Origin of the sequence: Nevskia ramosa DSM 11499, assembly GCF_000420645.1 — a bacterium.
Lineage (GTDB): Bacteria > Pseudomonadota > Gammaproteobacteria > Nevskiales > Nevskiaceae > Nevskia > Nevskia ramosa.
The window spans coordinates 467,219-490,933 of the sequence record NZ_ATVI01000007.1 but is presented as its reverse complement, the minus strand read 5'-3'; the positions used below and the strand labels follow the sequence as shown (position 1 = coordinate 490,933).

Here is a 23,715-nt window from a genome sequence, read left to right as displayed (position 1 = left end):
CAAATTGACGAAAGGACAGGACAATCTCGAACTTTCGATCGCGCCAGCTCACCGACATAATCTATTCCGACGCGTTTTCACACAGCCTCAGCCCGAGGCCGACGGATTACGCCTGCGCTTCAATGCCGGGAAGCAGACATTCGCCTGTCGTCACGGCGCTACACCCCTACGGAGCACAGACTTTCAGCGCGATCAAAGATCGTCATGGTTCGATGTTCTGACCTCAACGTCGGTTCTGGTAACGCTCCAGTTCGTCCGGGTCGTAGCCCTGGTCAGTCAGCACCATTTCGTCGAGATCGAAGTTGAAGTGCAGCACTCGTTCGAGCACGCGCCGCGCGAGGCGGTCGAACCAGGTCTGGTTGCGCGAAGCCTTCTTGGCCAGCGCGAAGCCGACCTTGGCCAGCGCCACGCGAACGATGTAGGGCTGCTTCATGCGAGCGCTCCGCTGCGCTTGACGATGCGGCAGGGCAGGCCTTTCAGATGCGGCACGCCCTGCTCGACATCGAGGTACTCGCCATCATCCGGGCACAGCTGGGCGTCGGCGTACTGCATCGCGCCGGACAGCTTGCCAAGGCCGCGCTCGGTCTCCGGCTTCCACCAACCGTGTGGAATGCGCACCAGGCCATCGGGCATGTTGGTGCGCACGCCGACCTGAATGTCGACCTTGCCGGTGCGGGTTTCGACCTGCACCCATTCGCCTTCGCTCAAGCCCTGTGCTTTCGCCGTGGTCGGACTGACGAACAGCACCGGTTCCGGTTTGCGTGCGCGCAGCTCGGGCACGTGGCGGCCACCGGTCTGGAAGTACTCGGCCTCGCGCACGCCGGTGAACATGGTGAGCGGGTACTCGGCATCCGGCGGCGGTGCGTCGCGCCAGTACGGCAGCGGATCGAAGCCGAGGTCGTCGAGGATCGACGAACGCAGTTCGACCTTGCCGCTGGGCGTGGCGAAGCCTGTCTTTTCGTACTTGCGGAATTCGAGCTTGTCGGCGTGGACCTCGTAGGTCTCGGCGAAGGTTTCGAAGTCGACACCGAGCGCCTCCAGTCGCCAGTCGTACAGCGCTTCCAAGGTCGGCCAGGGCACCAGCTCGGGTCGGCCGAGCGCGCCGGCGATCCGCTTCCAGAACTCGAAGGTGCTGGTGCATTCGCCCGGCGGCTCCATGGATCTCTGCGAAGGCTTGTAGATCGACAGCCAGCCGTAGCCATCGAACATCCACGGCCGCTCCAGCCAGGAATCGCCGGGCAGCACGTAGTCGGCGAGCTGGGCGGTCGGCGTCATCACGTGCTCCTGCACCACGATCAGGTCCTGGTTCAGCAGGGCCTTGAGGATCAGCGGCATGTTGGCGAAGCCCATCAGCGTGTTGTTGCCGATCGAGAACAGCGCCTTCACCGGATACGGCCCTTCGCCGGCCATGGCCCGAAACACGGCCGAGGGATTGGCCATGAAGCAGCCGGTGACCTGATTCGCGTACTCATGGCCCCAGACCCGCTTGCAGGGTTCGCGCAGCGCGGCCTGGCCGCGATAGGTGAACACCGGATGTGCATCCGAGCCGAGCTGCTTGGCCTTCTGCGACTCCGGCAGCGCCTCGTGCATCTCGATCTCGGATTCCGAGACGATCTTCGGATGAAAGCCCATCAGCGCTTCGCCGCCCGGCACATCGAGGTAGCCGCAGACCGCGCGCAGGATGCTCTGCAGACGGATGCCCGAAGTGCTGTTGCGCTGCTGGTCGGTGATCGGCGTCCACGGGATCACCGACGGCCCCATCGTCGCGTACATGCGTGCGGCCTTGGCGATCATCTCCGGCGAGCAGCCGGTGAGCTCGGCGACTCTCGACAGCGGGAACTCGTCGACCCGCTTGCGTAGATCCTCGAACCCGATGGTCCAGCGTTCGACGAAGGCGCGGTCATACAGGCCTTCATCGAAGATAACCTTCAACCAGCCGAGCATCATCGCGGCATCGCTGCCGACCTTCAGTGGCAGCCACAGGTCAGCCATCTCGGCGCATTCGCTCTTGCGCGGATCGAGCACGATCAGCTTGCCGCCGCGCGCCTTCACGCGCTGGATCTGGTTGTAGACCGGCACCCAGCTGTTCTTGCCCGGGTTGTGGCCGAACAGCACCACGCAGTTCGTGTTGTCGTAGTCCGGCCAGGGATACCAGCCGTAGGTCAGGCGATTCACCGCCGCGGTATTGCCCGCGCACAGCGCCACCCCGCTGATCCAGTTCGGCGAACCGACGTGATTCATGATCCGCCGGCCGAGGCCGTGATCGGTGCCGGTATTCCACTGGCTGGTCGACACCGCCCAGGCTTCGGGGCCGTGCTCGTCGATGATCTTCTTCAGGCGCGTGCCGATGTCGGCCAGTGCTTCGTCCCAGCTGACGCGCTCGAACTTGCCGGAGCCACGCTCGCCGACCCGTCGTTGCGGATAGAGCACGCGGTCGGGGTTGGCGAAATTCTTAGGTGCCGTGATGCCCTTGATGCAGATGTTGTCCTTGAACAGCGGATTGTCGGAGGAGCGCACGCGCGTCACCCGGCCTTTCTGCACTTCGGTGACCACGCTGCAGGCGATATCGCAGCTTGCACACAGCGTCTTTCGGGTCGTGATGCCGGGGCGCTGATGCGGACGCGGGATGCTTTTGCTGCCAGCGGCGGAAGGGGTGATCGAAGGGGCGCCGGGCATCGTGAGCTTCCTGGATGAAGGGGTCAGGCCGTGACAGGCTGACATGGTGCGTGTATATACACTCAAATGAACGCCAAGCGCTACCACCTGCCTTTCCTCGAAGACGTCCGCACGCAGCGTTACGTCTGCTTCGCCGAACAGCTGCGCTCGGCGAACCGCGCGATCACCAAGCTGTACACCGAGCATCTGGGTGATGCCGATATCGGTATCGCCCAGCTGTCGCTGCTGATCCGGCTGTACTACTTCGGCGAGATCACGCTGTCGCGACTGGCGCAGAACCTCGAAACCGATCGCACAACCCTGACCCGCAACGTGCAGATCCTGGAGCGCTCCGGACATCTGGAAATCGGCGGCGGCGAGGATCGCCGGCAGCGCAAGGTCCGCCTCACCGATCGTGGCTTCGAATCACTGAAGACCACGATTCCGCGCTGGCTCAAGGCTCAGGAGGCGCTGCGCCAGCAGCTCGGCGATCCGCTATGGGACGAGCTGTTTCAGGGCATGCGCAGGCTGGCCCGGATGGAAAAGGAACCGACTCGGCAGAAATCGTCGGTTCGGTCTCATTCCCATGGAGCAAGCAGATGAGCCGTGTGGTGACCGACCGAGTGGGGAGCAGCATGTCGACGGATCTTGATCGTCTCAACCGCGAGGCGATCGCCGCCGCACAAAGGCACATGGGCGAGGTCGCCTGGGGCACTGTTGCGCTGGTGATCGGGGTCGTCACGGCAACCATCGCCAATCTGTGGCTATTCGCCGCCGGCATGATTCCGGCGTGGGCTGCAGCCGTGGCGCTGGCTGTGCTGACCTATGCGTCCTACACGCCACTGCACGAGGCCGCGCACGGCAATATCCACGGCCGCAACGAGCGCTACCGCTGGGTCGGCGAACTCTGCGGTTACCTGTGTGCGCCGATGATCATGCTGCCGCACAGCTCGCACCGGCTGGAGCACATGAACCACCACCGGTACACCAATGATCCGGTGCGTGATCCGGACTTCCACATCAGCTCGATGGGCAACGGTCCGTGGGCCTTCCTGATCGCGCCTTTCCGGCTACTGTGGATTCATGTCACCTACATCTTTCGCGGCCATTGGCAGCAGCGAGCCAGCTTCGGCGAAAAGTGCCGCTACATTGCCGAAGTGAGCTTCAGCCTTGGATGGCGCATCGCATTCCTGAGCCAGGTGCCCCTGCTACCGGGGCTGGCTGTGATCGTGATCGGGTACATCGCGGGGGCCTTCTTCACGGTGTACTGGTTCGCTTACCGGCCGCATGTACCGTACGACACCATCGGCCGATACGCGGATACCTGCAGCCTGATCGTGCCGCGCTGGTTGAAGCCCTTCGAATGGATCTGGCTTGGGCAGACCTTGCACTCGGTCCATCACGCGTTCCCGCGAGTGCCGTTCTACCGCTATCAGTCGCTGTTTCGCGAAGTCGAAGCCGCGATGCGCGCGCATGGAGGCAAGGCGATCGGGATCTTCTCGCGCGTGACAGTCACACTGTAAAAGCGGCCCCGCAGGTTGTGCCGGCAAGCCCTAAGCGGACGGACGTGAATGTCTGCAGCTGGCACAAAGCTGCCATTGAGAGCAATTTGAGCAGACGGCTTGCATGCCGCTTGAGCATTGAGAAAAAAGCGGATGTGGTTATGTCGGTTCATTCCTAGCGCACACGAAAAAGCCCCGCAGCTTTCAGAAGGTGCGGGGCTTTTTCGAAACGCGAGCTTCAGCGAACGTCGTAGCTGAACGTCACGCCAACGATGCGCGGCTGGCCGGCATAGGCGAAGGCCGTGTCGCCGAGGTTGACCACTGAGGCGCGGTAGAACTCGTTGGTCAGATTGCGGACGAAGGCGGTGACCTGCCATTGCTGGCCGGGTGCCGAGAAGCCGAGGCGTACGTCGATGATCTGATGTTCGTTGAGCTTGAAGACCGGATCGCCTTCCAGGGTCGAGTTGGTTTCGCCGGTATGCGTCCAGACCACGCCGGGTGAGACGTTCAGCGAGTTGTCGATGGTGAACGTGTAGTTGGCCAGCAGGCTGGTCTGCAGATGCGGTGCGTAGTTGAACGGCCGGCCGGCGAAATCGAAATCGTCGCCGGTAGCAGTCTGGCCGACGAATTCGATGACCTTGGTGCGGACATAGGAACCGAGGGCCGTCAGGTTCAGGTTCTTGATCGGCAGCCAGGTGGCGGTGATTTCGCCGCCTTCCACGCGTGACTTCGGCACGTTCTGCAGGTACTGCAGGTTGCCGAAGATCGGGTCGCTGAAGTAGGTCAGCAGCTGCTTGTTCTTGTAGTCGTAATAGAACGCTGCGCTGTTGATCTGCACGCGGTTGTCGAACAGGCCGAGCTTGGCGCCGACTTCGTAGGCATCGAGCCGCTCCTGGACGACCGGCGCCAGGCTGGCCTGATCGACCGAGAACACGGTCGGGAAGCCGCCGGACTTGAAGCCGCGCGTGTACGAGCCGTAGAACAAGGTGTCCTTGATCGGCGTCCAGCTGAGCACGCCGCGATAGGAGATGTTGTCCTGCTTCAGGTGATCGCTGTAGAGGCCGGCGTTGCCGTCGGCATCGACGCTGCCGCAGTCGCCGGCACGGACGACGGAACTGCCGCCACGGGCGATGCTGGCGAAGGTGAACAGTGCCGAGAGCGGCACGATCGAATCGTTGTCCGCGTTCTCGTAGGTGCAGCCGCTGTAGGCCTGCGCTTCACGCGAGTAGCGGACGCCGGCGGTGAGCTTCAGCGTTTCGATGAACGCCCAGGACGCATCGGCGAAGGCGCCGTTGGAACGGATCTGACCGTCGCCGCGTGCCGAGCCACGGTTCAACACCAGTGGCGTGAACAACGGTGGCGTCGAGCCGTACAGCGGGAAGTTCAGGCTGTTTTCCGAGCCGCGACCTTCGCTGACGATGCCGTATTCGTCGTAGTTGGAGTTGACGCCAACCAGCCAGTCGGCCGTGCTGCCGATGGTGCCTTCCAGGCGCACTTCACCGGACACGGTGCGGATGTTGCCGGTCAGGAACTGGTCGATGTTTTCCAGGTCGGTGCCGCCCTGCGGCAGCGCCGAACCATCGGAACGCACCTGCGAATACGCGAACAGGCCGATCAGCTTCAGGTTCTCGTTGATGTTCCACTGCGGCCGCAGCGTGGCGTTCCAGAAATTGTCGTTGAGGCCGAAGCCGCCATCGGGATTCCAGTCGGCGACCTTGTTGCTGTTGTTGTTCGGAATCAGCGGGTAATCGCGCAGGCGTGGCGAGATCGAAGCGTTCCCGGGCACCAGCGGGTTCTGCGGCCGGATATCGACCGCATACGGCGCCTGCGGCTCGCTCTTGTCGAGCCAGCCGGACACCGCCAGACGCACCGAGACATCCTCGACCACATCCCAGTCGGCGATGCCGCGCGCGGCACGCTTCGAGACCTTGCCGAGCCGGTCATCCGGCCGGGTGTTGCTGGTCTGCCAGCCGGTCTGCGATTCGCTCATGGAGCCGGCGAGGCGCACCCGCAGGTTGTCGGTGATCGGGCCGCTGATGAAGCCTTCGGTATCGAGGCGGCCATAGCTGCCACCGGTCACTTCGGCTCCGGCCGTGAAGGTCTTGGTCGGCTTGTTGGCGATGTAGTTGATGGTGCCGCCGGTGGAGTTGCGCCCGTACAAGGTGCCCTGCGGTCCCTTCAGCACTTCGACCCGGCGCAGGTCAAGATTCGGGCCCTTGGTCATCACCGGATAGGGCAGGGCGACTTCATCGAGATAGACGCCGACGGTCGACTGGTTGGCGAAGCTGGAATCGGCGAAGCCGACACCGCGCAAGGTGTAGATCGGCGTGTTGAAGCCGGAATCCGCGGCTGTGAAGCCGGCCACCAGCTTCGACAGTTCGCGGGTGTCGCGCACGCCGACCGCTTTCAGGTCTTCGCCGCCGTAGGCGCTGATCGACGCCGGAATGTCATCGATGTAGCCGTTGCGGCGGGTGGCGGTGACCACGATCTCTTCGATGCGGGCAACGTCCGGCGCGACGGTCGTCGGGCTCGCCGTTGCCGTCACGGCCACGGCTGGGCTTGGCTCTGCAACGGGGGCTGCATCGGCCGCAGCCGCTTCCGGCGTGACCGTGACGGGCTCGACAGGCTCCTGCGCCAGCGACGGGGTCCAGGGGGCGACGAAGCTGCCGAGGGTGGCAGCGGAGACAAGGGTTCGAATGTTCATCGAGCTTTAACGTTGCTGGAGTTTGGGAATGCGTTCCTGCACGAGACGGCGGCGCGTCTCGGCATCGGGGACAGCGGCTACCGCCTCGACCAGTTCGCGGGTCAGGTGCGGTGCGAAGCGCTGCATGAAATCGAACATGTAGCCGCGCAGGAACATGCCCTGGCGGAAGCCGATGTGCGTGGTGCTCGGCTCGAACAGATGATCGACCGGCAGGCTGACCAGATCGGCATCGAGCGTTTCGTCATGCGACATCGACGCGACGATGCCGATACCCAGACCGAGCCGGACGTAGGTCTTGATGACATCGGCATCGACTGCTGTCAGCACCACGTCGGGCTTCAGGCCTTGTGCGGCAAAGGCCTGATCGAGCTTCGAGCGGCCGGTGAAGCCGAAGGTGTAGGTGATCACCGGATGCTCGGCGATCGCTTCCAGGGTCAGCTCCTGCGGCTTGTCGCGATAGCGCTGGGCGAGCGCGTGAGTCGGCGGCACCAGGATGCTGCGATTCCAGTGGTAGCAGGGCAGCATCACCAACTCGTCGAAATGCTCCAGCGCTTCGGTGGCGATGGCGAAATCGGCAGTGCCTTCGACCGCCATCTTGGCGATCTGCGGCGGGCTGCCCTGATGCAGATGCAGGGCCACCTGCGACCAGGCCTGGCGGAAGCCGCTGATCACCGGTGGCAGCGCATAGCGTGCCTGCGTGTGCGTGGTGGCGACGCTCAGATCACCGCGATCGGCAGTGCGGAACTCGGCGGCGATGTTGCGGATGTTGTCGGCTTCCAGCAGCAGGCGCGCCGTGTATTCGAGGATGCGCTTGCCGGCCGGCGTGATCTCGGAGATGTGCTTGCCGTTGCGCACGAAGATGTCGACGCCCAGCTCGTCTTCGAGCAGGCGCACCTGCTTCGACACGCCCGGCTGCGAGGTGAACAGCGCATCGGCGGCGGCAGTGACGCTCAGGCCGCGCTTGGATATTTCCTGCACGTAATGCAGTTGACGGAGTTTCATGACGCTTCCCTTGATTCTTGATCGTTATGGTTTTTCAGCAGGGCCTGCTCGCCCCTTCAGCAGAACGTCGGTCTCTCGTTCAGCAGAACGAGGCCTCGGTCGCGCGATAGACGCCGTCATGGCCGGCCAGCGACAGCAGGCTGCGATCGACCCAGCGCGTATTGCTGAGCCACAGGCCATTCCAGTCGAAGCCATCGGCGCGATGCAGCAGCTCGATGCGGCCCTCGGTCTCATCGAGAAACACGATGCGGTTCTGCGGCCCCAGCCAGGCATCGAGGATGTGGCGGAAGGCGCGGTCGTAGATCAGCTTCCGCCGGCTGCTCAGGAACGGCGCCAGATAGTCGTTCACCAGATGCCAGGTGTCCGAGCGCCCGGCCTGGCGGATCTCGACCTTCGCGGTGCCGTTGTGCATCAGGTAAAGACCGGGCGCGATCTTGAACGGATGCAGGTTCTCGGCGTGCGACGAGCCTCGCGTGCGGCGCCGGAAATGGAACGCGCAGTTGCGCCCGGCGAACTCCTCGGCCAGGCGCGTTGCCAGTTCGACATCGGCGTTCGGGCTGCGCTCGATACGCAGCTTGCCGGAGGCATCGAACCCCATGAAGCCGAAACCGTCCGGGTTGTACTCGGCGGCCGAGCGCAGCAGCGCGACGGGTGTCGTGAGTTCTTCAGGCTGGTGGATGATCAGGCACATGGGCGCGGTGCTCGTTGACGAGGGAAGAAGGCCGGTGAAGACGGGCTCAGATCTTCGCGAGCATCACTTCGGTGGCCTTGAACACGGCCAGCACTTCGGTGCCGACCTGCAGATTCAGGCTCTTGATCGAACGGGTGGTGACGATCGAAGTGACGATGCCGGACTCGGTTTCGACATCGACTTCGGACACCACCGGGCCGAGCACGATCTCGACGATCCGGCCCGGGATTTGGTTTCTGCTGTTGATCGCGTGGATGACCATGACTCGCTCCTGAAACGCGGTGGTTGATAACGGAACGAGACTGTACGGGGCGATTGATATTCAATAAAGAAATATAAAGGAATTTTTATATATCAATTAATGGAATAAAGACCCGACAAAAAGCGCCCGGGCGAAATTTCGCTCCGGGCGCTTTTGTTTCAGGCCATCAAGGCTTGATGCCGCCCCCCCTGATCTCCGGGAAGGGCGCAGCCGGCTGCTTCAGCCTGCGTGCAGCGCAGCCAGCACCGGGTCGTTGGCCGGCTCGCGGCGCGACGGCTGGGCAGCGGCGATGACGCTCAACAGATGCCTCGCCAGGGTCTGCGCCTGGCCGCGGATTTCCGGCACGGCGGTGGTTTCCCAAAGCTCGCCCTTGCGGGTCGGGCCCAGGGTGAACACGCGTGCCGAGGCACCGCCATCACGTTCGACCAGGCCGCCGGCCGCGTCGGTTTCCAGGCCCAGGCCCAGGGTGTCGACTGTCGCCAGCCCCTGCTCGCGCAGCGACTGCAGCAGCGGATGGTTCAGGCGCCGATAGTTGCTGTCCGGGCCGGTGCAGTTGACGACTCTCTGCACGGTGCGGGTGATCGTCTGTTTGCCGCCGCGCGTGCGCAATTGCACCTCGACGGCATCGCCGTTGTCCGCGTAGCTGATCGGCCGCGCAGCCAGCACTTCGAGCTGACCACGCTGGGTCAGCCGGTTGACGGTCTCGACGATGCGCGGTGCCGCGCGATGGCGGTGGATGTCCCAATAGGTGCGGGCATGGCGCAGGAAGCGCAGCTGCTCCGGGCGCGACAGGCGCTGCCACAGGCGCTGGCCGTGCGGACGCAGCGCGTCCATTACCGAGCGCCAGTCGCCGCCTTCGGCAATCACGGTATCGATCTCGTTGCGGATCACGCGCATCAGCTGGCGCACCGTCGGCGGCACCGCGAACAGATCGAAGCTCAGCACATGCCGCGGCGCGACCGCATGCGCGCGCGGCAGCAGGCCGCGCCGCGAGACGACATGGATCGGCCCGCGATGGCCGCGCTCGTGCAGGGCGGCCAGCCAGTCCAGCGTGGTCAGGCCGGAGCCGATCAGCAGCACGGCATCGTCGTGGCGTACCGAGATCAGGCCATGCGTGGACCAGGCGTGGCTCTGGTACAGCGGGCTTGAATAGAAAGAGGGATCGTCGGCAGGCGGATCGGCCGGGCCGGGGTTGCCCATCGCCAGTACCACGCGCTGTGCAGTGATCGAGTTGCCCTTGGCCATGCGCAAGCGGATTTCGCGCTCGCTTGCGGCAACGCCGAGCACTTCGTCATGCACCAGTTCCAGGCGCACGTCGCGGCGCGAGGTGGCGGCGGCTTCGGCGAGGATCGAGCGCAGATAGACGCCATAGAGACGACGCGGCAGGAACGCGGCCGGGTTGACCAGCGCTTCATCGCCGCGATGTTCGGCAAGCCACTTCAGGAAGTGCGAGGGCTGATCCGGAAACGCGCTCATGCCTTCGGCGCGCACGTTCAGCAGATGACAGTCCGGCTGCTCGCGATAGGCCACGCCGAGACCGGCAGCGTCGGCACGCTCGATCAGGATCACCCGCAGCGGGCCGGTCGCCTCGCGAAGCAGATTGACGGCGACCATCGTGCCGCTGAAGCCAGCCCCGATGATGGCGACTGCTGGACAGCGTGGGTCAGTGTTCGAGGTCGACATGGGATTCCAATCAGCAGATGAGGAAGTATGCGAGGCCGCTTGTTATATCGGTATGACCTAATAATTAAATGTTACCGCCAGTCACCTGCGATCGAGTTCTATCGAGCCCGTCTGATGCGCGAAAAATGGTCGACAGCGATTGCTTGAAGCTGGCTGCTCATAATTGCATAAGCATGTTTCGCGCCGGAATAAGGCCTGACGGTTCTCCGATGAGAGCCCGTCGCCGCCCGCCCGCTGGTCGCTTGCCGTCTGCCGTCGGAAACGACAAAGGGCGACGACCCTGCGGTCGTCGCCCTTCGTTCAGGACCGCCCGGCGTGAAGGCCGGCGGTCAAGACTTCAGCGAATGGCCGATCAGGCCACCGCGTCCTTCAGCTTCTTCAGCGGACGCACGCGGATCTTCAGCGAGGCCGGCTTGGCGGCGAAGGTCTGCTCCTGGCCGGTGAAGCGGTTGATGCCCTTGCGCTTCGGCTTGGCCGGAACCTTGACCGCCGAGATCTTCAGGTAGCCCGGCAGCACGAACGAGCCTGCGCCCTTCTTGCTGACCGACGAGGCGATCGCGCCTTCCAGCGCTTCCAGCACCTTCTTGACGCCCTTCGCTTCGATGCCGCTATGGGTGACGAGGTGGGCGATCAGCCCGGTCTTGTTCAGCGTTTCCTTGATCGGCTTCAGTGCTGCCGGTTCGGCGGCCTTCGGCTTGGCGGCTGCTTTGGTCGCAGCAGCCTTGGTCGCGGCCGGCTTGGCAGCGGCCTTGGTCGGGGCGGTCTTGGTCGTGGTCTTCGAGGCTACTTTGGCCATGGGGCTCCTGATGTCTTTAGATGTGATTGTGTGATTGCGCCAGTGCTGCAAGCTTGTTGCAAGCTCACGACTACCGCCGGCACGCGAGTATAGGTGCTTGCGCGCCGAATTCCTCATTCTGCTTGTCGGCGTAGCTTATCCGTTGATCGCAGACTTTCGGCACTTGCCCAGCATCAAGCCGCAACGGGCTCCGGTCAACGGAGTGCAAACCCCGGCCAAATGGCTGGGGCGAACGGTCAGCAGACCCGCCACAATCCGGCTTTCACGATGGGCCGCACAAGCGCGCAAGCGCTGCAGCAAGCTTGTACAGGCCTGTCGACGCTTGCATCTCCCTCGAACCGAACCTTACGAACTCATGCTGACTGAAGAACAAAGACTGGTCGACGACGCCGCGCGCCGCTACTCGCGTGAAGTGCTGGCCCCCGGTGCTGCCGCGCGCGAAAAGGCGCTGGCGATCGAGCCGGCGGTGTTCGAAGGCCTGGCCAGCATCGGCCTGCTGGGCATGACGGTGTCGCCGGACTGGGACGGCGCGGGCGCCGATTACGTCTCCTACGCGCTGGCGCTGATGGCCGTGGCCGAAGGCGACGGTGCGGTGTCGACGGTGATGTCGGTCCATAACGCGCCGTTCTGCGCGATCCTCGAACGCTATGGTTCGGATGCGCACAAAGCCGAGGTGCTGCGCCCGGCCGCGCGTGGCGAGTTCATCGGCGCGTTCGCGCTGACCGAAAGCCAGGCCGGTTCCGATGCCTCCGCGCTGCGCACCCGCGCCGTGCGTCACGGCGATCGCTACGTCATCAACGGTGCCAAGCAGTTCATCACCAGCGGCAAGATCGGCCGCTACACGATCGTCTTCGCGGTCACCGATCCGGCCAACACCAAGCGCGGCATCTCGGCGTTCCTGGTGCCGACCGACAGCACCGGTTACAGCGTGTCGAAGATCGAGCACAAGCTCGGCCAGAAGGCTTCCGACACCTGCAGCCTGCAGTTTGATGACCTGGAACTGCCGCTAGCCGCGATGATCGGCGGTGAAGGCGAGGGCTACAAGATCGCGCTGTCGAGCCTCGAATCAGGCCGCATCGGCATCGCCTCGCAAAGTGTGGGCATGGCCCAGGCTGCGCTCGATGCGGCGATTCGCTACGCCGGCGAGCGCACCTCGTTCGGCAAGCGGCTGATGGATCATCAGGCGGTCAATTTCCGGCTCGTCGATGCCAAGACCAAGCTCGAAGCGGCGCGCCAGCTGGTGCTGTCGGCCGCGCGGATGAAGGACGCCGGCGTGCCTTGTCTGGAGCAGGCCTGCATGGCCAAGCTGTTTGCTTCGGAAACGGCAGAGGCCGTCTGCTCGGTCGCGATCCAGACTTTCGGCGGCTACGGCTATGTCGAGGATTTTCCGGTCGAACGCATCTATCGCGATGTTCGCGTCTGCCAGATCTACGAAGGCACCTCGGACATCCAGAAAATCATCATCGGACGCAGCCTGGCGGCTTGATCCTTCAGCGCAGCGATACAGAGACTGACACCGGCGTCTCGCTGCGATCGAAGCCGTACAGCACGCAGACCACCAGCAGCGCTGCCGGCGGTCCTGCGTAGGGATGCAGGGTCGCGGCCAGAATCGGCGCGACCAGCACCAGATAACGCAGGCCCCAGCTGTACAACACGCCGCCGCGTCGCACGCAGACTCGTCCGGCGTCGTTCCAGCGCTGCCGGCCCGGCGATTCGCAAGGCATGCCGGCGATGAAGCCGGCGTGGTTGTAGTAGCGCACGGCCATCGCCGAGCAGACCAATGACGCGAACAGCAGGCTCAGCAAGACCAGCTCCAGCATCAGGCTGGGCGTGATCAGCACCAGGCCGTCCGGATCGCTGAAACGAGCATGCAGCGAGGGTGCGGCGAGGCTCACCGTGGCCACCAGGCCGAGCACGGCGGTCGAGGCGGTCATCGTGGCCGACATCAACGAGTTGCGCAGCGTCTGCACGGCAAGCAGTTCCGAACCCGGATGGCTGGACACAGCCGCGAACCATTCTTCGCGCAGACGCGTGTGCGCAGTACGGGCAACGCGCTCCGGCGTGCGCCAGCGCATCAACGCCTGCAGCGCTTCGTAGCAGATCAGCACCGCGATCGTCGCCAGCGCCGCGATCCAGGTATGCGAGTTATTCATCACGATGAGTGGTGCCGTTGCGATTGCCCCGCGTCAGCCAGAACGCGAACAGGCCCGCAGTCGCCATCATGATCGGGCTGTACAGCGTTGCCGGGATCGCCATCGCCGGCTGGTTCAGCAGCAGCGGCGACAAGGCGATGGCGATGGCCAGCGCCGAGTTGTGCACGCCGATCTCCATGCCGATGGCGATCGCCTGCGGGCGGCCTAGGCCGAGCAGGCGCGGCAGGTTGTAGCCGATCGCCAGACTCATCAGATTGAACAGCAGCGCGGCACTGCCAACGCTGGCCATGTGCTGGGCAATGGTTTTCCAGCCGCTGACCATGATCAGCACCACCAGCAGGATCAGGAACAGGATTGAAAAGAGCTTCACCGGCGTCTCGAAGCGGATCGCCAGCGCCGGCCGACGATTGCGCAGCAGCATGCCGACGAGTACCGGCACGATGACGATCGCCACCACCTGCGCCACCTTCGAGAACTGCAGCGGCACGCTGCGTCCTTCGCCGATGAAGTGCACCAGCGCCAGATTGATGATCAGCGGCAGGCTGATGATCGCCAGCACCGAGTTCACCGCCGTCAGCGTGATGTTCAGCGCCACGTCACCGCGCGCCAGATGGCTGAACAGATTGGCGCTGGTGCCACCGGGCGAAGCGGCGAGCACCATCAGGCCGACCGCCAGTTCCGGCGGCAGCGCAAAGGCGAGGCACAACCCGAACGCGATCGCCGGCAGGATCAGCACCTGCACGACCAGCGCCACGGCGACGGCCCGCGGCTGGGTCAGCACGCGACGGAAGTCGGCCGTGGTCAGCGACAGGCCGAGTCCGAGCATGATCACGGCCAGCGCGATCGGCAGATAGGTGGAGGAGATCGTCGCCAGCATTGGATCGGAAGACCGGTGAAGCAGGGGCCGCTACTGTCCCGATTGCTGCGCTGCGCTGTAAAGCGAGGGGCAGCCCGAGAACCTAGGTCAGAACGTGAATTTGGTGACCTTGTAGCCGGCGTTGCCCGGAATCCGCAGCGTTCGCTTGCCTTCGGCGCCATCGGCCTGCTCGACGACTTCCGGCAGCACCATCACCGGCGGCTGCTTGCGGGCCGCGGCGAGTGCGCCAGCGACGGTGGTCTGCTCACCGAGCTTCTCGACGTTCAGCAAGGTGGCCGGCACCAGGGTCCGGGTGCCTGCTGCTGCCTCGGCGATCACAGCCGCCGGACGCAGCCAGACCGAGTCGACCATCTCCCGGCCGTCATGACCGGCCACCTGTTCGGACGGCGCCACGGCGAGGAAGAAGTAAGTGTCGAAGCGCTTCGGCATGAAGGTCGGCGTGACCCAGTGTGCGAACGGCACCAGCGCTTCGCAGGCCAGTTCCAGGCCTTCGCTTTCGAGCATCTCGACGATACCGATTGCACCCTTGTCGAGCGGCTTGCGGTAGTGATCGAGCGCGTCGAGCACTTCAGCACCAATGAGCTTGGCCGCGCCACGCTTGCGCGCCAGCAGCACGCCGCTTTCCTCGAAGGCTTCGCGGATCGCCGCGACCCTCAGTGCCAGCTGCTCGGTCGACAGGTCATCGGCGCCCGAGCACAGCTGGGCGAGGCGCGAATCGCTATCGCCGGCCGCGAGCTTGCCGCCCGGAAACACCAGCGCGCCGGATGCGAAATCGATCTGCTGATGGCGCACCACCATGAAGACTTCCATCTGAGCTTCGATTTTCGCGTCGACAGCGGCAGGGTCGTCGCGCAGCAGCAGGATGGTCGCCGCGAGGCGGGCAGGGGCGATGGCAGCGGTGTCGGGCATGTCTGCTTCCGGAACGAGGAAATTGATACGGTACCCGACTATTTTCGACGATCGCAGCCGGGTGTGCCCGCTGCGCCGCATCCACGACGACCCGACCGCCATGCCGACCTCCCGTCTCGACCCCCAGGGCTTCGCCGAATCGTTCCGCCGCCGCGCCTTGCGGATGCCCGAAAGACCGGCAGTGAGCTTCGAAGGCCGAACCACGAGTTATGGCGAGATGCAGCGGCAGATCGAGCAGATGGCCGCGGTATTCGTGCACGGCGGCGTGCAGGCTGGCGATCGTGTCGCCTGGCTGGGCCTGAACCACGCGCTGATCCTGGTCGCGCTGTTCGCCTGCGCCCGCATCGGTGCGATCTTCGCGCCGCTGAACTATCGGCTGTCGCGCACCGAGCTGGCCGACATCATCCGCGATGCCAGCATCCACACCCTGGTTGCCGACGCGCAGCACGCGCCGCTGATCGAACCGGCGCTGGCCGATCTGCCGGTACGGCGACGCCTGCTGCTCGGCGCCACCCAGCCGGGCTGGGAGGCGCTGGACGCACAGCTTGCCGCAGACCTGGCAATTCCCGACGCGATCGATGGCAAGCCGGATGACGTCGTGGTGCTGATCTACACCTCCGGCACCACCGGCAAACCCAAGGGCGTGATGCTCAGCAATCGCAACCTGTGGACCAACAATCTCAATTGGCTGCTGGCCAGCGATTACACGTCGCAGGACGTGACCCTGAACTGCGCGCCGCTGTTTCATAGCGGTGGCCTCTGCGTGGCGCTGCTGCCGACCTTGCTGATCGGCGGCCACGTCGTGCTCCAGCAGGGCTTCGAAGCCGGGCAGTTCCTGGATGCGCTGGAGCACTACCGGGTGACCGTGAGCTTCGCGGTGCCGGCGATGATGCTGTTCGCCAGCCAGCACCCACGCTTCGCGAGCACCGATTTGTCGGCGATGCGTCTGATCGTGGCCGGCGGCGCGCCGGTGCCCGAGCCGCTGCTGCGCACCTACGAGTCGCGCAACATTCCGGTCAGCCAGTGCTACGGCATGACCGAGTCCTCGACCGGCGCCACCTTTCTCGAAACCGGCCGGGCGACGACCAAGCTCGGCTCCTGCGGCCGGCCCGGCCTGCTGACCGAGGTCAAGCTGATCGACAGCGATGGCAACACGATCACCACGCCGGGCGAGCGCGGCGAGATCTGCATGCGCGGCGGCAACATCACCCCGGGCTACTGGCAGCGCCCTGCGGAGACGGCCGCGGCGATCGATGCCGACGGCTGGCTGCACAGCGGCGATGGCGCCTACTTCGACGACGAAGGCTTCTACTACATCTGCGATCGCCTCAAGGACATGATCATCAGTGGCGGCGAGAACATCTATCCGGCCGAGATCGAAAGCCTGCTCTACGAACATCCGGCGATTGCCGAAGCCGCGGTGATCGGCGCGCCCGACGCTCGCTGGGGCGAAACCGTGGTCGTGATCGCCGTGCTGAAGGCCGGGCAGGCGCTTGATCTGGAGACGCTGCTCGCCTTCGTCGCGCCACGACTGGCGCGCTACAAGCTGCCGAAAGCGCTGCACGTGATCGAGACGATGCCGCGCAACCCGAACGGCAAGCTCGTCAAGACCGAGCTGCGTCGGCTTTACAGCTGAACGTCGCCGTCCTCGACTTCACCCCGCCTCTGCGGCGGGCGTCCCCCAGTCCAAGTGAGACAAGGTTCCGGACGGACATCGCGCCGACACGATGTTTCCGTGCTGTGGCATCGCGCTGATACGCGCGCTGCCTAGTCTGGGCTCCAGCGAAAGTGACTCGCTTTCGACCTGCCTCGGAGCCCCAACATGAACACCTCGACCTTCTTCCGCCGTTCCACGCTCGTCGCCGCAGCACTCGCGAGCTTTGCCCTGTCGCAGCCGGCCGCTGCGGCTGGCGGCGTCTCTGTCGCGGCTGGCGACGTCAATGGTGATGGCGTGCACTACGTCGGCCGGGATGGCAACTGGTTCAACCCGTCCAACTGGAGCAGCCGCCGCGTGCCGGGTGCGGGTGACAACGTGTTTCTGGATGGCCAGGACTACGTGGTGATCGATCCGAAAAATGATCCGACCGGCTATTCCAAGGTGACCTTCGGCGATCTGGTGATCAGCAGCGTGGCGGTGCTGGAAACGCTGCCGGGCGCGCGGATCGAGAATCGCGACACGCATGTGTTCGACGCTGGCCAGTTCATCCACCGCAGCAGCACGCAGGGCGGGACGTTGGTCATCGGCGGCCGCAGCGCGACTATGAACGTGGGCTTGGGCGGCACCACGCCGGCCAGCCTGATGCGGGACGCAGCGGGGAGCAACCAGCTTGCTGCCGGTCCCGGCCAGTACTCGACGATGACGGCCGACACGATGGACATCGAAGGCGAGCTGAAGCTCTCGACCTACTACGGCTTCGAGCCGAGGCCCGGCGATTCGTACCAGATCATCACCATCAACGGCACGCGCAGCGGCGAGTTCAACGGCCTGCCCGAGGGCGGTTACGTCGGCTGTACGGATCAGAACGTCGGCATGCGCATCAGCTACGTGGGTGGCGACGGCAACGACATCGTGATCTCGGCCGAACAGACCGAGCCGGGCATCTGCCTGCTGTTGCCGGCGGTGCAGAAGGTGCGCGAGGCAGCGAGCCGCAGTCGCGAGGCCGCGCTCGATCCGATCGACAACGTCGGTGGCGCTGCTGCCGGCCTGGCGCCGCCCTCAGTGCAGAAGGAGCGCGAGGCGACTGTCAGTCCCTTGATCAAGACCCCGTTCAAGTGGGGTACCAAGCCTGCGCAACCGCTGCCCCACGATTGCGAAGGAACGCAGTGCTCCTGCTTTGGCGACGGCTGCAAGGGATTCGCAGCAGTTTGCAAGGCAGACACGCTCGAATGCGGCCTTTACCAGTGCGTCTGCGAGAAGAAATGACGTTGACGCAGGCGGGCGAAGCCTTCCGATCGTCGACCGCGCGGCCCGGATCACGGGCCGCGTTTCGCTTTCGGACGGGCTATCCGAACTGACTCACTCTCTGCAACATTGCGTCTGCAAAGCTCCTGACATCATGTTTCAGCCAGCTGACATGATCCGAAGCACCGTTGACACCGGCCGCGCCCACACTCGCCAGGCGCGGCCGAATTGCGGTCCGGTCTGTCGCGCCTCAGAGTCAGCTCCGGAGCCGCCGGCAGGACGATTGATGAACGACGCCACACCTCCCGCACCGCCAAGAGATCTCCGCCGGCTTGGCAGGGCGCGCTTCGACAAGGCCGCGCAGGAACACCTGATGAGCGACCTGGCGGAGTCGCTCCCCGGCGCGGTGTTTCAACTCGAATCCGACTGCGCCGACAACCTGCGCTACAACTTCGTCAGCGGCCGCGTGAGCGAAGTGCTGGGCGTGGAGCGGCAAGCGGTACTGGACGATCCGCTGCTGCCGTCGAAGTTGGTCATTGCCCAGGACTCGGCAATCCTGTTTACCGCGTACCGCGATTCGGCGCGCGAGAACCGGCCGGTGAACGCGGATGTCCGCATCCGCAAGCCCGATGGCACGCAGCGTTGGGTGCGCACCTTCGCGACGGTCCGCAAATCCGGCGACACGATGCTTTGGAACGGTTACTGGAACGACGTCACCGAGGAGCGCGAGGGGCGCGAGCAGTTGGAGCGCTCCGAGGCGCGCCTCCGCGCCATCGTCGATACCGTGCCCGGCGTGCTGTTCCAGCTGCGCCGCGGTGAAGACGGCTCCATCGGCCTCAACTATCTCTCGCACGGCAGCGAGCAGATGTCGGGAGTGCCGCACGCGGAGCTTATCGAGGATTTCGGGGCCTTCCTTCGTGTGGTGCACGAAGAGGACCGCCCGCAGATCGCCGAGGCGCTGGAACGCTCGGTGTCCGAAATGCAGGTCCAGGAACACGTCGTGCGCGTCAACCATCGTGACGGTTCGACGCACTGGATCAAGAATATTGTCGCGCCTCGCCGCGCCGAGGACGGGCAGGTGCTGTGGGAAGGCATCACCGTGGACGTGACCGAGCACAAGCGCGCCGAGGCAGCGCTGATCGACGCCGAAAACCGCATGCGCGAGATCGTCGGGTCCACGCCTGGCGCGATGTACCAAGTGGTCATCGGGGGCGATGGCGTCATTCGCATGACCTATGTGAGCGAGGGCATCGTCGATCTGGTGGGCATCGACAAGGCCGCCGCCGAAGAAGATGTGGGACGTCTGTACGCGATGGTGCAGACCACCGATCTGCCGCGGCTCAAGAAGGCCATCGTCGCCGCTGCCGGGCAACGGGACGCGTTGAGTTTCGACTTCCAGTTTCGCCACGCGATCACCGGCGAGCTGCGCTGGCTGCGCTCACGGGCGACATCGACCCGGCGATCAGGTGGCGAAGTCGTCTGCAACGGCTTCTGGCAGGACATCACCGATATCAAGATGCTGGAAATCGAACTGCGTGCTGCGCGTGATGCCGCGCAGGTCGCCGAACGCCGGGTGCTCGACATCACCGACAGCCTGCCGGGCGTCGTCTTCCAGATGGTTTACGGCACCGACGGTTCGGCGAGAGTCGCGCACGTCAGCGAGGGCATGCGCGCGCTTACCGGCATCGAGCGCGACGCCGCGATGACCGATCTGTCCGAGCTGGTCCGCAACATCGTTGACGAGGACCGCGCCCACGTCATCGCCGAGACCACGCGCATGGCGCGCGAGGCCGGCACGCTGCGGCTGGAATTCCGTCTTCGGCATGTGCTGAGCGGCGAGATCCGCTGGCTGCTCGCGCGGTCCGCCGGTCGGCGCATGCCCGATGGCAGCGTAGTGTCGAACGGTTTCTGGCAGGACATCACGGAGATGAAGACGCTGGAAGCCGAGTTGCGCGCAGCACGCGACCAGGCGCAAGCCAGTTCGCAGCAGCTGCGCGTGGTCACCGACTCGCTGCCGGGTGTGGTCTACCAGTACCGCGTCGCGCCGAATCTCGGCGGCACGTACACGATGATCAGCGACCAGGGACCGGTGTTGTTCGGACGCGCGCGCGAGTGGATCACCGGCACGCCGAACTCACTCCTTTATCTGGTGCACAAGGAGGATCAGTCCAAGTTGATCGGTGCGTTCATCGAAGCCATACGTAGCGGCGGCAATGTCGAGGCCACCTATCGCTCCGAAGTGGCCGACGGCCGCATGGCCTGGCTGCGCACTTCTGCCAAGCCCATTCCGCAGCCGGACGGTGGTGTTGCCTGGAGCGGCTTCACCCTGGAGGTGACAGCCGAGCGTGAGGCGCAGGCGCGTGCAGAAGAGGCTACTCGCCTGCTCATGGTGGCGCGTGATGCGGCGCAGGCCGCCGAAGCGCGTCTTCGCGCGATCTTCGACTACAACCGCATCGGACTGGTGATGATCGACGAGCAGCGTCAGTTCTCGGAGGCCAATCCCAGCTTGCGTGAACTGCTCGGCATCGAGGACGAGCAGGAATTTGCACGCGATTTCCCGAGCTTTTCGCCTACGCGGCAGCCTGACGGCCGGCCGTCGATGGAGAAGGCGGAAGAGGTGATTGGTCTGGCGTTCGAGCGCGGTTACAACCGCTTCGACTGGATGCACCAGACGCGAGCGGGCGAGCTGCGGCCCTGCGAGGTGGCGCTGACACGCATCCAGCTCGGCGGCAAGACGCAGCTGTTTGCGACCATGATCGACCTGCGCGAACGCACGCGCCACGAGGCGGAACTGAAAGCCGCCGAAGCCGCCGCGCATGCAGCGTCGAAGGCCAAGGGCGACTTCCTCGCCAACATGAGCCACGAGATCCGCACGCCGATGAATGCGATCGTCGGTCTGACCCACCTCGGCTTGTCGAGCAGCGAGCCCGACCGGCTCAAGGACTACCTCGGCAAGATCGACACAGCGGCCAAGTCGTTGCTGCAGATCATCAACGACATTCTCGACTTCTCGAAGATCGAGGCCGGCAAGCTGAGCCTGGAGGCGACGCCGTTCGATCTCTATGGCGTGCTCGATAATCTCTCCGACATGCTCAACCTGCGCGCGGCGGAGAAGGGCCTGGAACTGTTGTTCTCGGTGGAGCCGGGATTGAGCGCGCAGCTGGTCGGCGATCCGCTGCGGCTCGGGCAGGTGTTGCTGAATCTCACCGGCAACGCGATCAAGTTCACGGACAAGGGCCAGATCGTGGTGCGCGTGGAGACGGCCAAGCGCGGCCGCGACTTCGTACGTCTGCGCTTCGAGGTGGCGGACACCGGCATCGGGCTGAGCGAGGCACAGATCGAAAAGCTGTTCGAGAGCTTCTCGCAGGCCGATACCTCGACCACGCGGCGCTACGGCGGCACTGGCCTGGGCCTGGCGATCTCGCAACGTCTGGTCGATCTGATGGACGGCGAGATCACCGTGGACAGCACGCCGGGCAGTGGCAGCACGTTCTCCTTCACCGCGCGCTTCGGCCTTGCCCCCGCCTCGGCCAAGCGCAGCGCGACGCCGAAATCTCTGCGCGGCATGCGCGTGCTGGTGGTTGACGACAACGCGACTGCGGTGTCGATCTTGCGGGCCTACCTCGAATCGTTCGGCTTCGTCGTCGAGTCGGCGAGCGACGGACCACGGGCAATCGAGAAGATTCGCGCCGCCAACGATGGCGCCTTCCGCCTCGTGCTCATGGACTGGCAGATGCCGGGCATGAACGGCATCGAGGCCGTACGTCGCATCCGCGATCTTGCTCACCCGGAGCCGACCGTGATCATCATGGTCACCGCGTTCGGGCGCGAGGAAGTGGAGCGTCAGGCGCTGTCGGCCGGACTCGACGGCTTCCTGATCAAGCCGGTGAATCCTTCAGTGCTGCTCGACACCATTGTCGATGCTTTCGGCAGCGAGGCTGCGCTGGAGGTGACCAAGACCCCGGCCGCAGTGGTGGGTGCGAACACACTCGCCGGCCGTCGCGTGCTGCTGGTGGAGGACAACCAGATCAACCAGGAAGTCGCGCGCGAGCTGTTGCAACGCGTGGGCATCGGCGTGGACCTGGCCGTGCACGGGCAGGAAGCCGTGGAGCGCGTCGCCGCAGTCGATTACGACGCGGTGCTGATGGACGTGCAGATGCCGATCATGGATGGGCTGGAGGCCACGCGCCGTATCCGCGCGCTTGCGTCCAGGCGCGCGACGGTGCCGATCATCGCGATGACTGCGAACGCAATGGCCGAGGATCGGCAACGCTGCATCGAGGCTGGCATGAACGATCACCTCGGCAAGCCGGTGGACGTCAACCGGCTGTACGCGCTGCTTGCGAAGTGGATTCAAGCCGATACCGTTGGCGGGACAGACGTTCCGCGCGTGCCTGAAGGGAGCACGGGTGCCGCGCCACACACCACGAGTGCAAGCCGCCTCTCCCAGGGAACGGATGCAGAACCGGACTTCGATTTCCTGGCGTCAATTCGCCAGATGGCCGACAGCCGCGCGCTGTGGCAGAAGCTTGCGCGGCGCTTCCTCGCTGCGCCTCCGGCATCGAAGCAGATCGCGGAACTGCTGCACGGCGGCGAACTTGAATCAGCGAAGCGCGACGCTCACTCACTCAGAGGCGTGTCGGCCACGCTCGGCCTGCTCGCGTTGCGGCGCGCGGCGGCGGCGCTGGAATCGCGGCTGGGCGAGCAGGCCGCGAGTCCGGACGTAGAACTGGCCTCAGAACTGGCTGGCCTGATGCAAGCGGATGAGACAGCACGCCGCGTCATCGGCGAGTATCTGCAAAATCGAATGGAGTGCTGACGTGAAATCCCGCATCGCCGTGGTCGACGACGACGACATGCTGCGCGAACTGGTCGTGGACTATCTATCCAGCCAGGGCTACGAGGTGCTGAGCCTGGACGGTGGCCCGGCCCTGCGCGCCGCGTTTGCGACTGCGCCGGCGGACTGCGTGATCCTCGATCTGATCATGCCCGGCGAGGACGGCCTTTCTGTGCTGCGCTGGCTGCGCGCCGGCTCCGATGTGCCGGTCATCATGCTGACCAGCAACGACGCGACGGCGGATCGGGTGGTCGGCCTGGAACTGGGCGCCGATGATTACGTAGCCAAGCCGGCCGATCTGCGAGAGCTGCTCGCACGCGTGCGCAGCGTGCTGCGGCGGCGTCCCTCGCAGAACATCCAACCACTGGAGGCGATGCCGGTCAGCGCGGTCGAACGCCAGCGCGCGCCGGGAGAAGCCTGGTTCGGCCGCTGGAAGCTGGACCGCACGCGTCGGCGCATGGTCGATACCTCTGGCGAGGTGCTGCCCGTCACTGGTGCCGAGTTCGGCTTGCTGACCGCCTTTGCCGATCACCCCAACGTGGTGCTTTCGCGAGAGAAGCTGCTGGAGTTGTCCGGCACCGATCCGGGCGAGGTCTTCGACCGCGCCATCGACCTGCGCATCACGCGCCTGCGGCGCAAGATCGAGCCAGTGCCGGGCGATCCGACCGTGATCCGCACGGTGCGCGGGCATGGTGGCGGCTACGAGTATCTGCCGTCCGATGGGCCGAATTACGGCAGATAG

General features: G+C 64.8%; 18 protein-coding genes. 7 read left to right on the top strand and 11 right to left on the bottom strand.

Annotated features, from left to right (window positions below):
* Positions 1-223 precede the first annotated feature (223 nt).
* Entirely contained in the window at positions 224-433 is a 210-nt protein-coding gene (locus tag G513_RS0113550) for a hypothetical protein (RefSeq protein WP_022977391.1), read from the bottom strand.
* Entirely contained in the window at positions 430-2,676 is a 2,247-nt protein-coding gene (locus tag G513_RS0113545; protein ID WP_022977390.1) for a molybdopterin-containing oxidoreductase family protein, read from the bottom strand. The genes G513_RS0113550 and G513_RS0113545 overlap by 4 nt, the downstream gene beginning before the upstream one ends.
* A gap of 66 nt (positions 2,677-2,742) precedes the next feature.
* Here G513_RS0113545 and G513_RS23010 point away from each other — a divergent pair, with 66 nt between their 5' ends.
* Positions 2,743-3,258, top strand: coding sequence for a MarR family winged helix-turn-helix transcriptional regulator (locus G513_RS23010; RefSeq protein WP_022977389.1), 516 nt, complete (start codon positions 2,743-2,745; stop codon positions 3,256-3,258).
* Positions 3,255-4,178, top strand: a complete 924-nt coding sequence (locus G513_RS0113535; protein ID WP_022977388.1) for a fatty acid desaturase family protein — start codon at positions 3,255-3,257, stop codon at positions 4,176-4,178. Before G513_RS23010 ends, G513_RS0113535 begins: the two co-directional genes overlap by 4 nt.
* 217 nt (positions 4,179-4,395) lie before the next feature.
* Here G513_RS0113535 and G513_RS0113530 read toward each other — a convergent pair whose 3' ends face one another.
* From G513_RS0113530 to G513_RS0113505, 6 genes are all read right to left on the bottom strand, one after another.
* Complete coding sequence (locus G513_RS0113530) at positions 4,396-6,861, bottom strand: TonB-dependent receptor (RefSeq protein WP_022977387.1); 2,466 nt, start codon at positions 6,859-6,861, stop codon at positions 4,396-4,398.
* A 6-nt stretch (positions 6,862-6,867) separates the two neighbouring features.
* On the bottom strand, positions 6,868-7,863 hold the full coding sequence (gene cysB, locus G513_RS0113525) for an HTH-type transcriptional regulator CysB (RefSeq protein ID WP_022977386.1): 996 nt from the start codon (positions 7,861-7,863) through the stop codon (positions 6,868-6,870).
* A 79-nt stretch (positions 7,864-7,942) separates the two neighbouring features.
* Positions 7,943-8,554 carry a class II glutamine amidotransferase domain-containing protein gene (locus G513_RS0113520; RefSeq protein ID WP_022977385.1) on the bottom strand — a complete coding sequence of 204 codons (612 nt, stop codon included), beginning with the start codon at positions 8,552-8,554 and terminating at the stop codon, positions 7,943-7,945.
* Between the two features lie 46 nt (positions 8,555-8,600).
* Complete coding sequence (locus tag G513_RS0113515; RefSeq protein ID WP_022977384.1) at positions 8,601-8,816, bottom strand: TOBE domain-containing protein; 216 nt, start codon at positions 8,814-8,816, stop codon at positions 8,601-8,603.
* Positions 8,817-9,035: 219 nt separating this feature from the next.
* Positions 9,036-10,499 carry an FAD/NAD(P)-binding protein gene (locus G513_RS23005; protein WP_022977383.1) on the bottom strand — a complete coding sequence of 488 codons (1,464 nt, stop codon included), beginning with the start codon at positions 10,497-10,499 and terminating at the stop codon, positions 9,036-9,038.
* 352 nt (positions 10,500-10,851) lie between these two features.
* Positions 10,852-11,295 (bottom strand): HU family DNA-binding protein, encoded by a 444-nt coding sequence (locus tag G513_RS0113505; protein ID WP_022977382.1) that lies wholly within the window; start codon positions 11,293-11,295, stop codon positions 10,852-10,854.
* Positions 11,296-11,650: 355 nt separating this feature from the next.
* Here G513_RS0113505 and G513_RS0113500 point away from each other — a divergent pair, with 355 nt between their 5' ends.
* Positions 11,651-12,781 (top strand): acyl-CoA dehydrogenase family protein, encoded by a 1,131-nt coding sequence (locus G513_RS0113500; RefSeq protein ID WP_022977381.1) that lies wholly within the window; start codon positions 11,651-11,653, stop codon positions 12,779-12,781.
* A 4-nt stretch (positions 12,782-12,785) separates the two neighbouring features.
* Here G513_RS0113500 and G513_RS0113495 read toward each other — a convergent pair whose 3' ends face one another.
* The 3 genes from G513_RS0113495 to G513_RS0113485 all read right to left on the bottom strand — a co-directional run bounded on the left by G513_RS0113495 (position 12,786) and on the right by G513_RS0113485 (position 15,234).
* A complete protein-coding gene (locus G513_RS0113495; RefSeq protein WP_022977380.1) occupies positions 12,786-13,448 on the bottom strand; it encodes a DUF599 domain-containing protein in 663 nt (220 codons plus the stop codon).
* Positions 13,441-14,325 carry a bile acid:sodium symporter family protein gene (locus G513_RS0113490; RefSeq protein WP_022977379.1) on the bottom strand — a complete coding sequence of 295 codons (885 nt, stop codon included), beginning with the start codon at positions 14,323-14,325 and terminating at the stop codon, positions 13,441-13,443. Before G513_RS0113490 ends, G513_RS0113495 begins: the two co-directional genes overlap by 8 nt.
* Before the next feature lie 87 nt (positions 14,326-14,412).
* Positions 14,413-15,234 carry an NUDIX hydrolase gene (locus G513_RS0113485; RefSeq protein ID WP_022977378.1) on the bottom strand — a complete coding sequence of 274 codons (822 nt, stop codon included), beginning with the start codon at positions 15,232-15,234 and terminating at the stop codon, positions 14,413-14,415.
* 100 nt (positions 15,235-15,334) lie between these two features.
* Here G513_RS0113485 and G513_RS23000 point away from each other — a divergent pair, with 100 nt between their 5' ends.
* The 4 genes from G513_RS23000 to G513_RS0113465 all read left to right on the top strand — a co-directional run bounded on the left by G513_RS23000 (position 15,335) and on the right by G513_RS0113465 (position 23,715).
* Positions 15,335-16,870, top strand: coding sequence for an acyl-CoA synthetase (locus G513_RS23000; protein ID WP_033417829.1), 1,536 nt, complete (start codon positions 15,335-15,337; stop codon positions 16,868-16,870).
* 186 nt (positions 16,871-17,056) lie between these two features.
* Positions 17,057-18,157 (top strand): hypothetical protein, encoded by a 1,101-nt coding sequence (locus G513_RS0113475; RefSeq protein WP_022977376.1) that lies wholly within the window; start codon positions 17,057-17,059, stop codon positions 18,155-18,157.
* 265 nt (positions 18,158-18,422) lie between these two features.
* A complete protein-coding gene (locus tag G513_RS25000; RefSeq protein ID WP_169560645.1) occupies positions 18,423-22,955 on the top strand; it encodes a PAS domain-containing protein in 4,533 nt (1,510 codons plus the stop codon).
* Position 22,956: 1 nt separating this feature from the next.
* On the top strand, positions 22,957-23,715 hold the full coding sequence (locus tag G513_RS0113465) for a response regulator (RefSeq protein WP_033417707.1): 759 nt from the start codon (positions 22,957-22,959) through the stop codon (positions 23,713-23,715).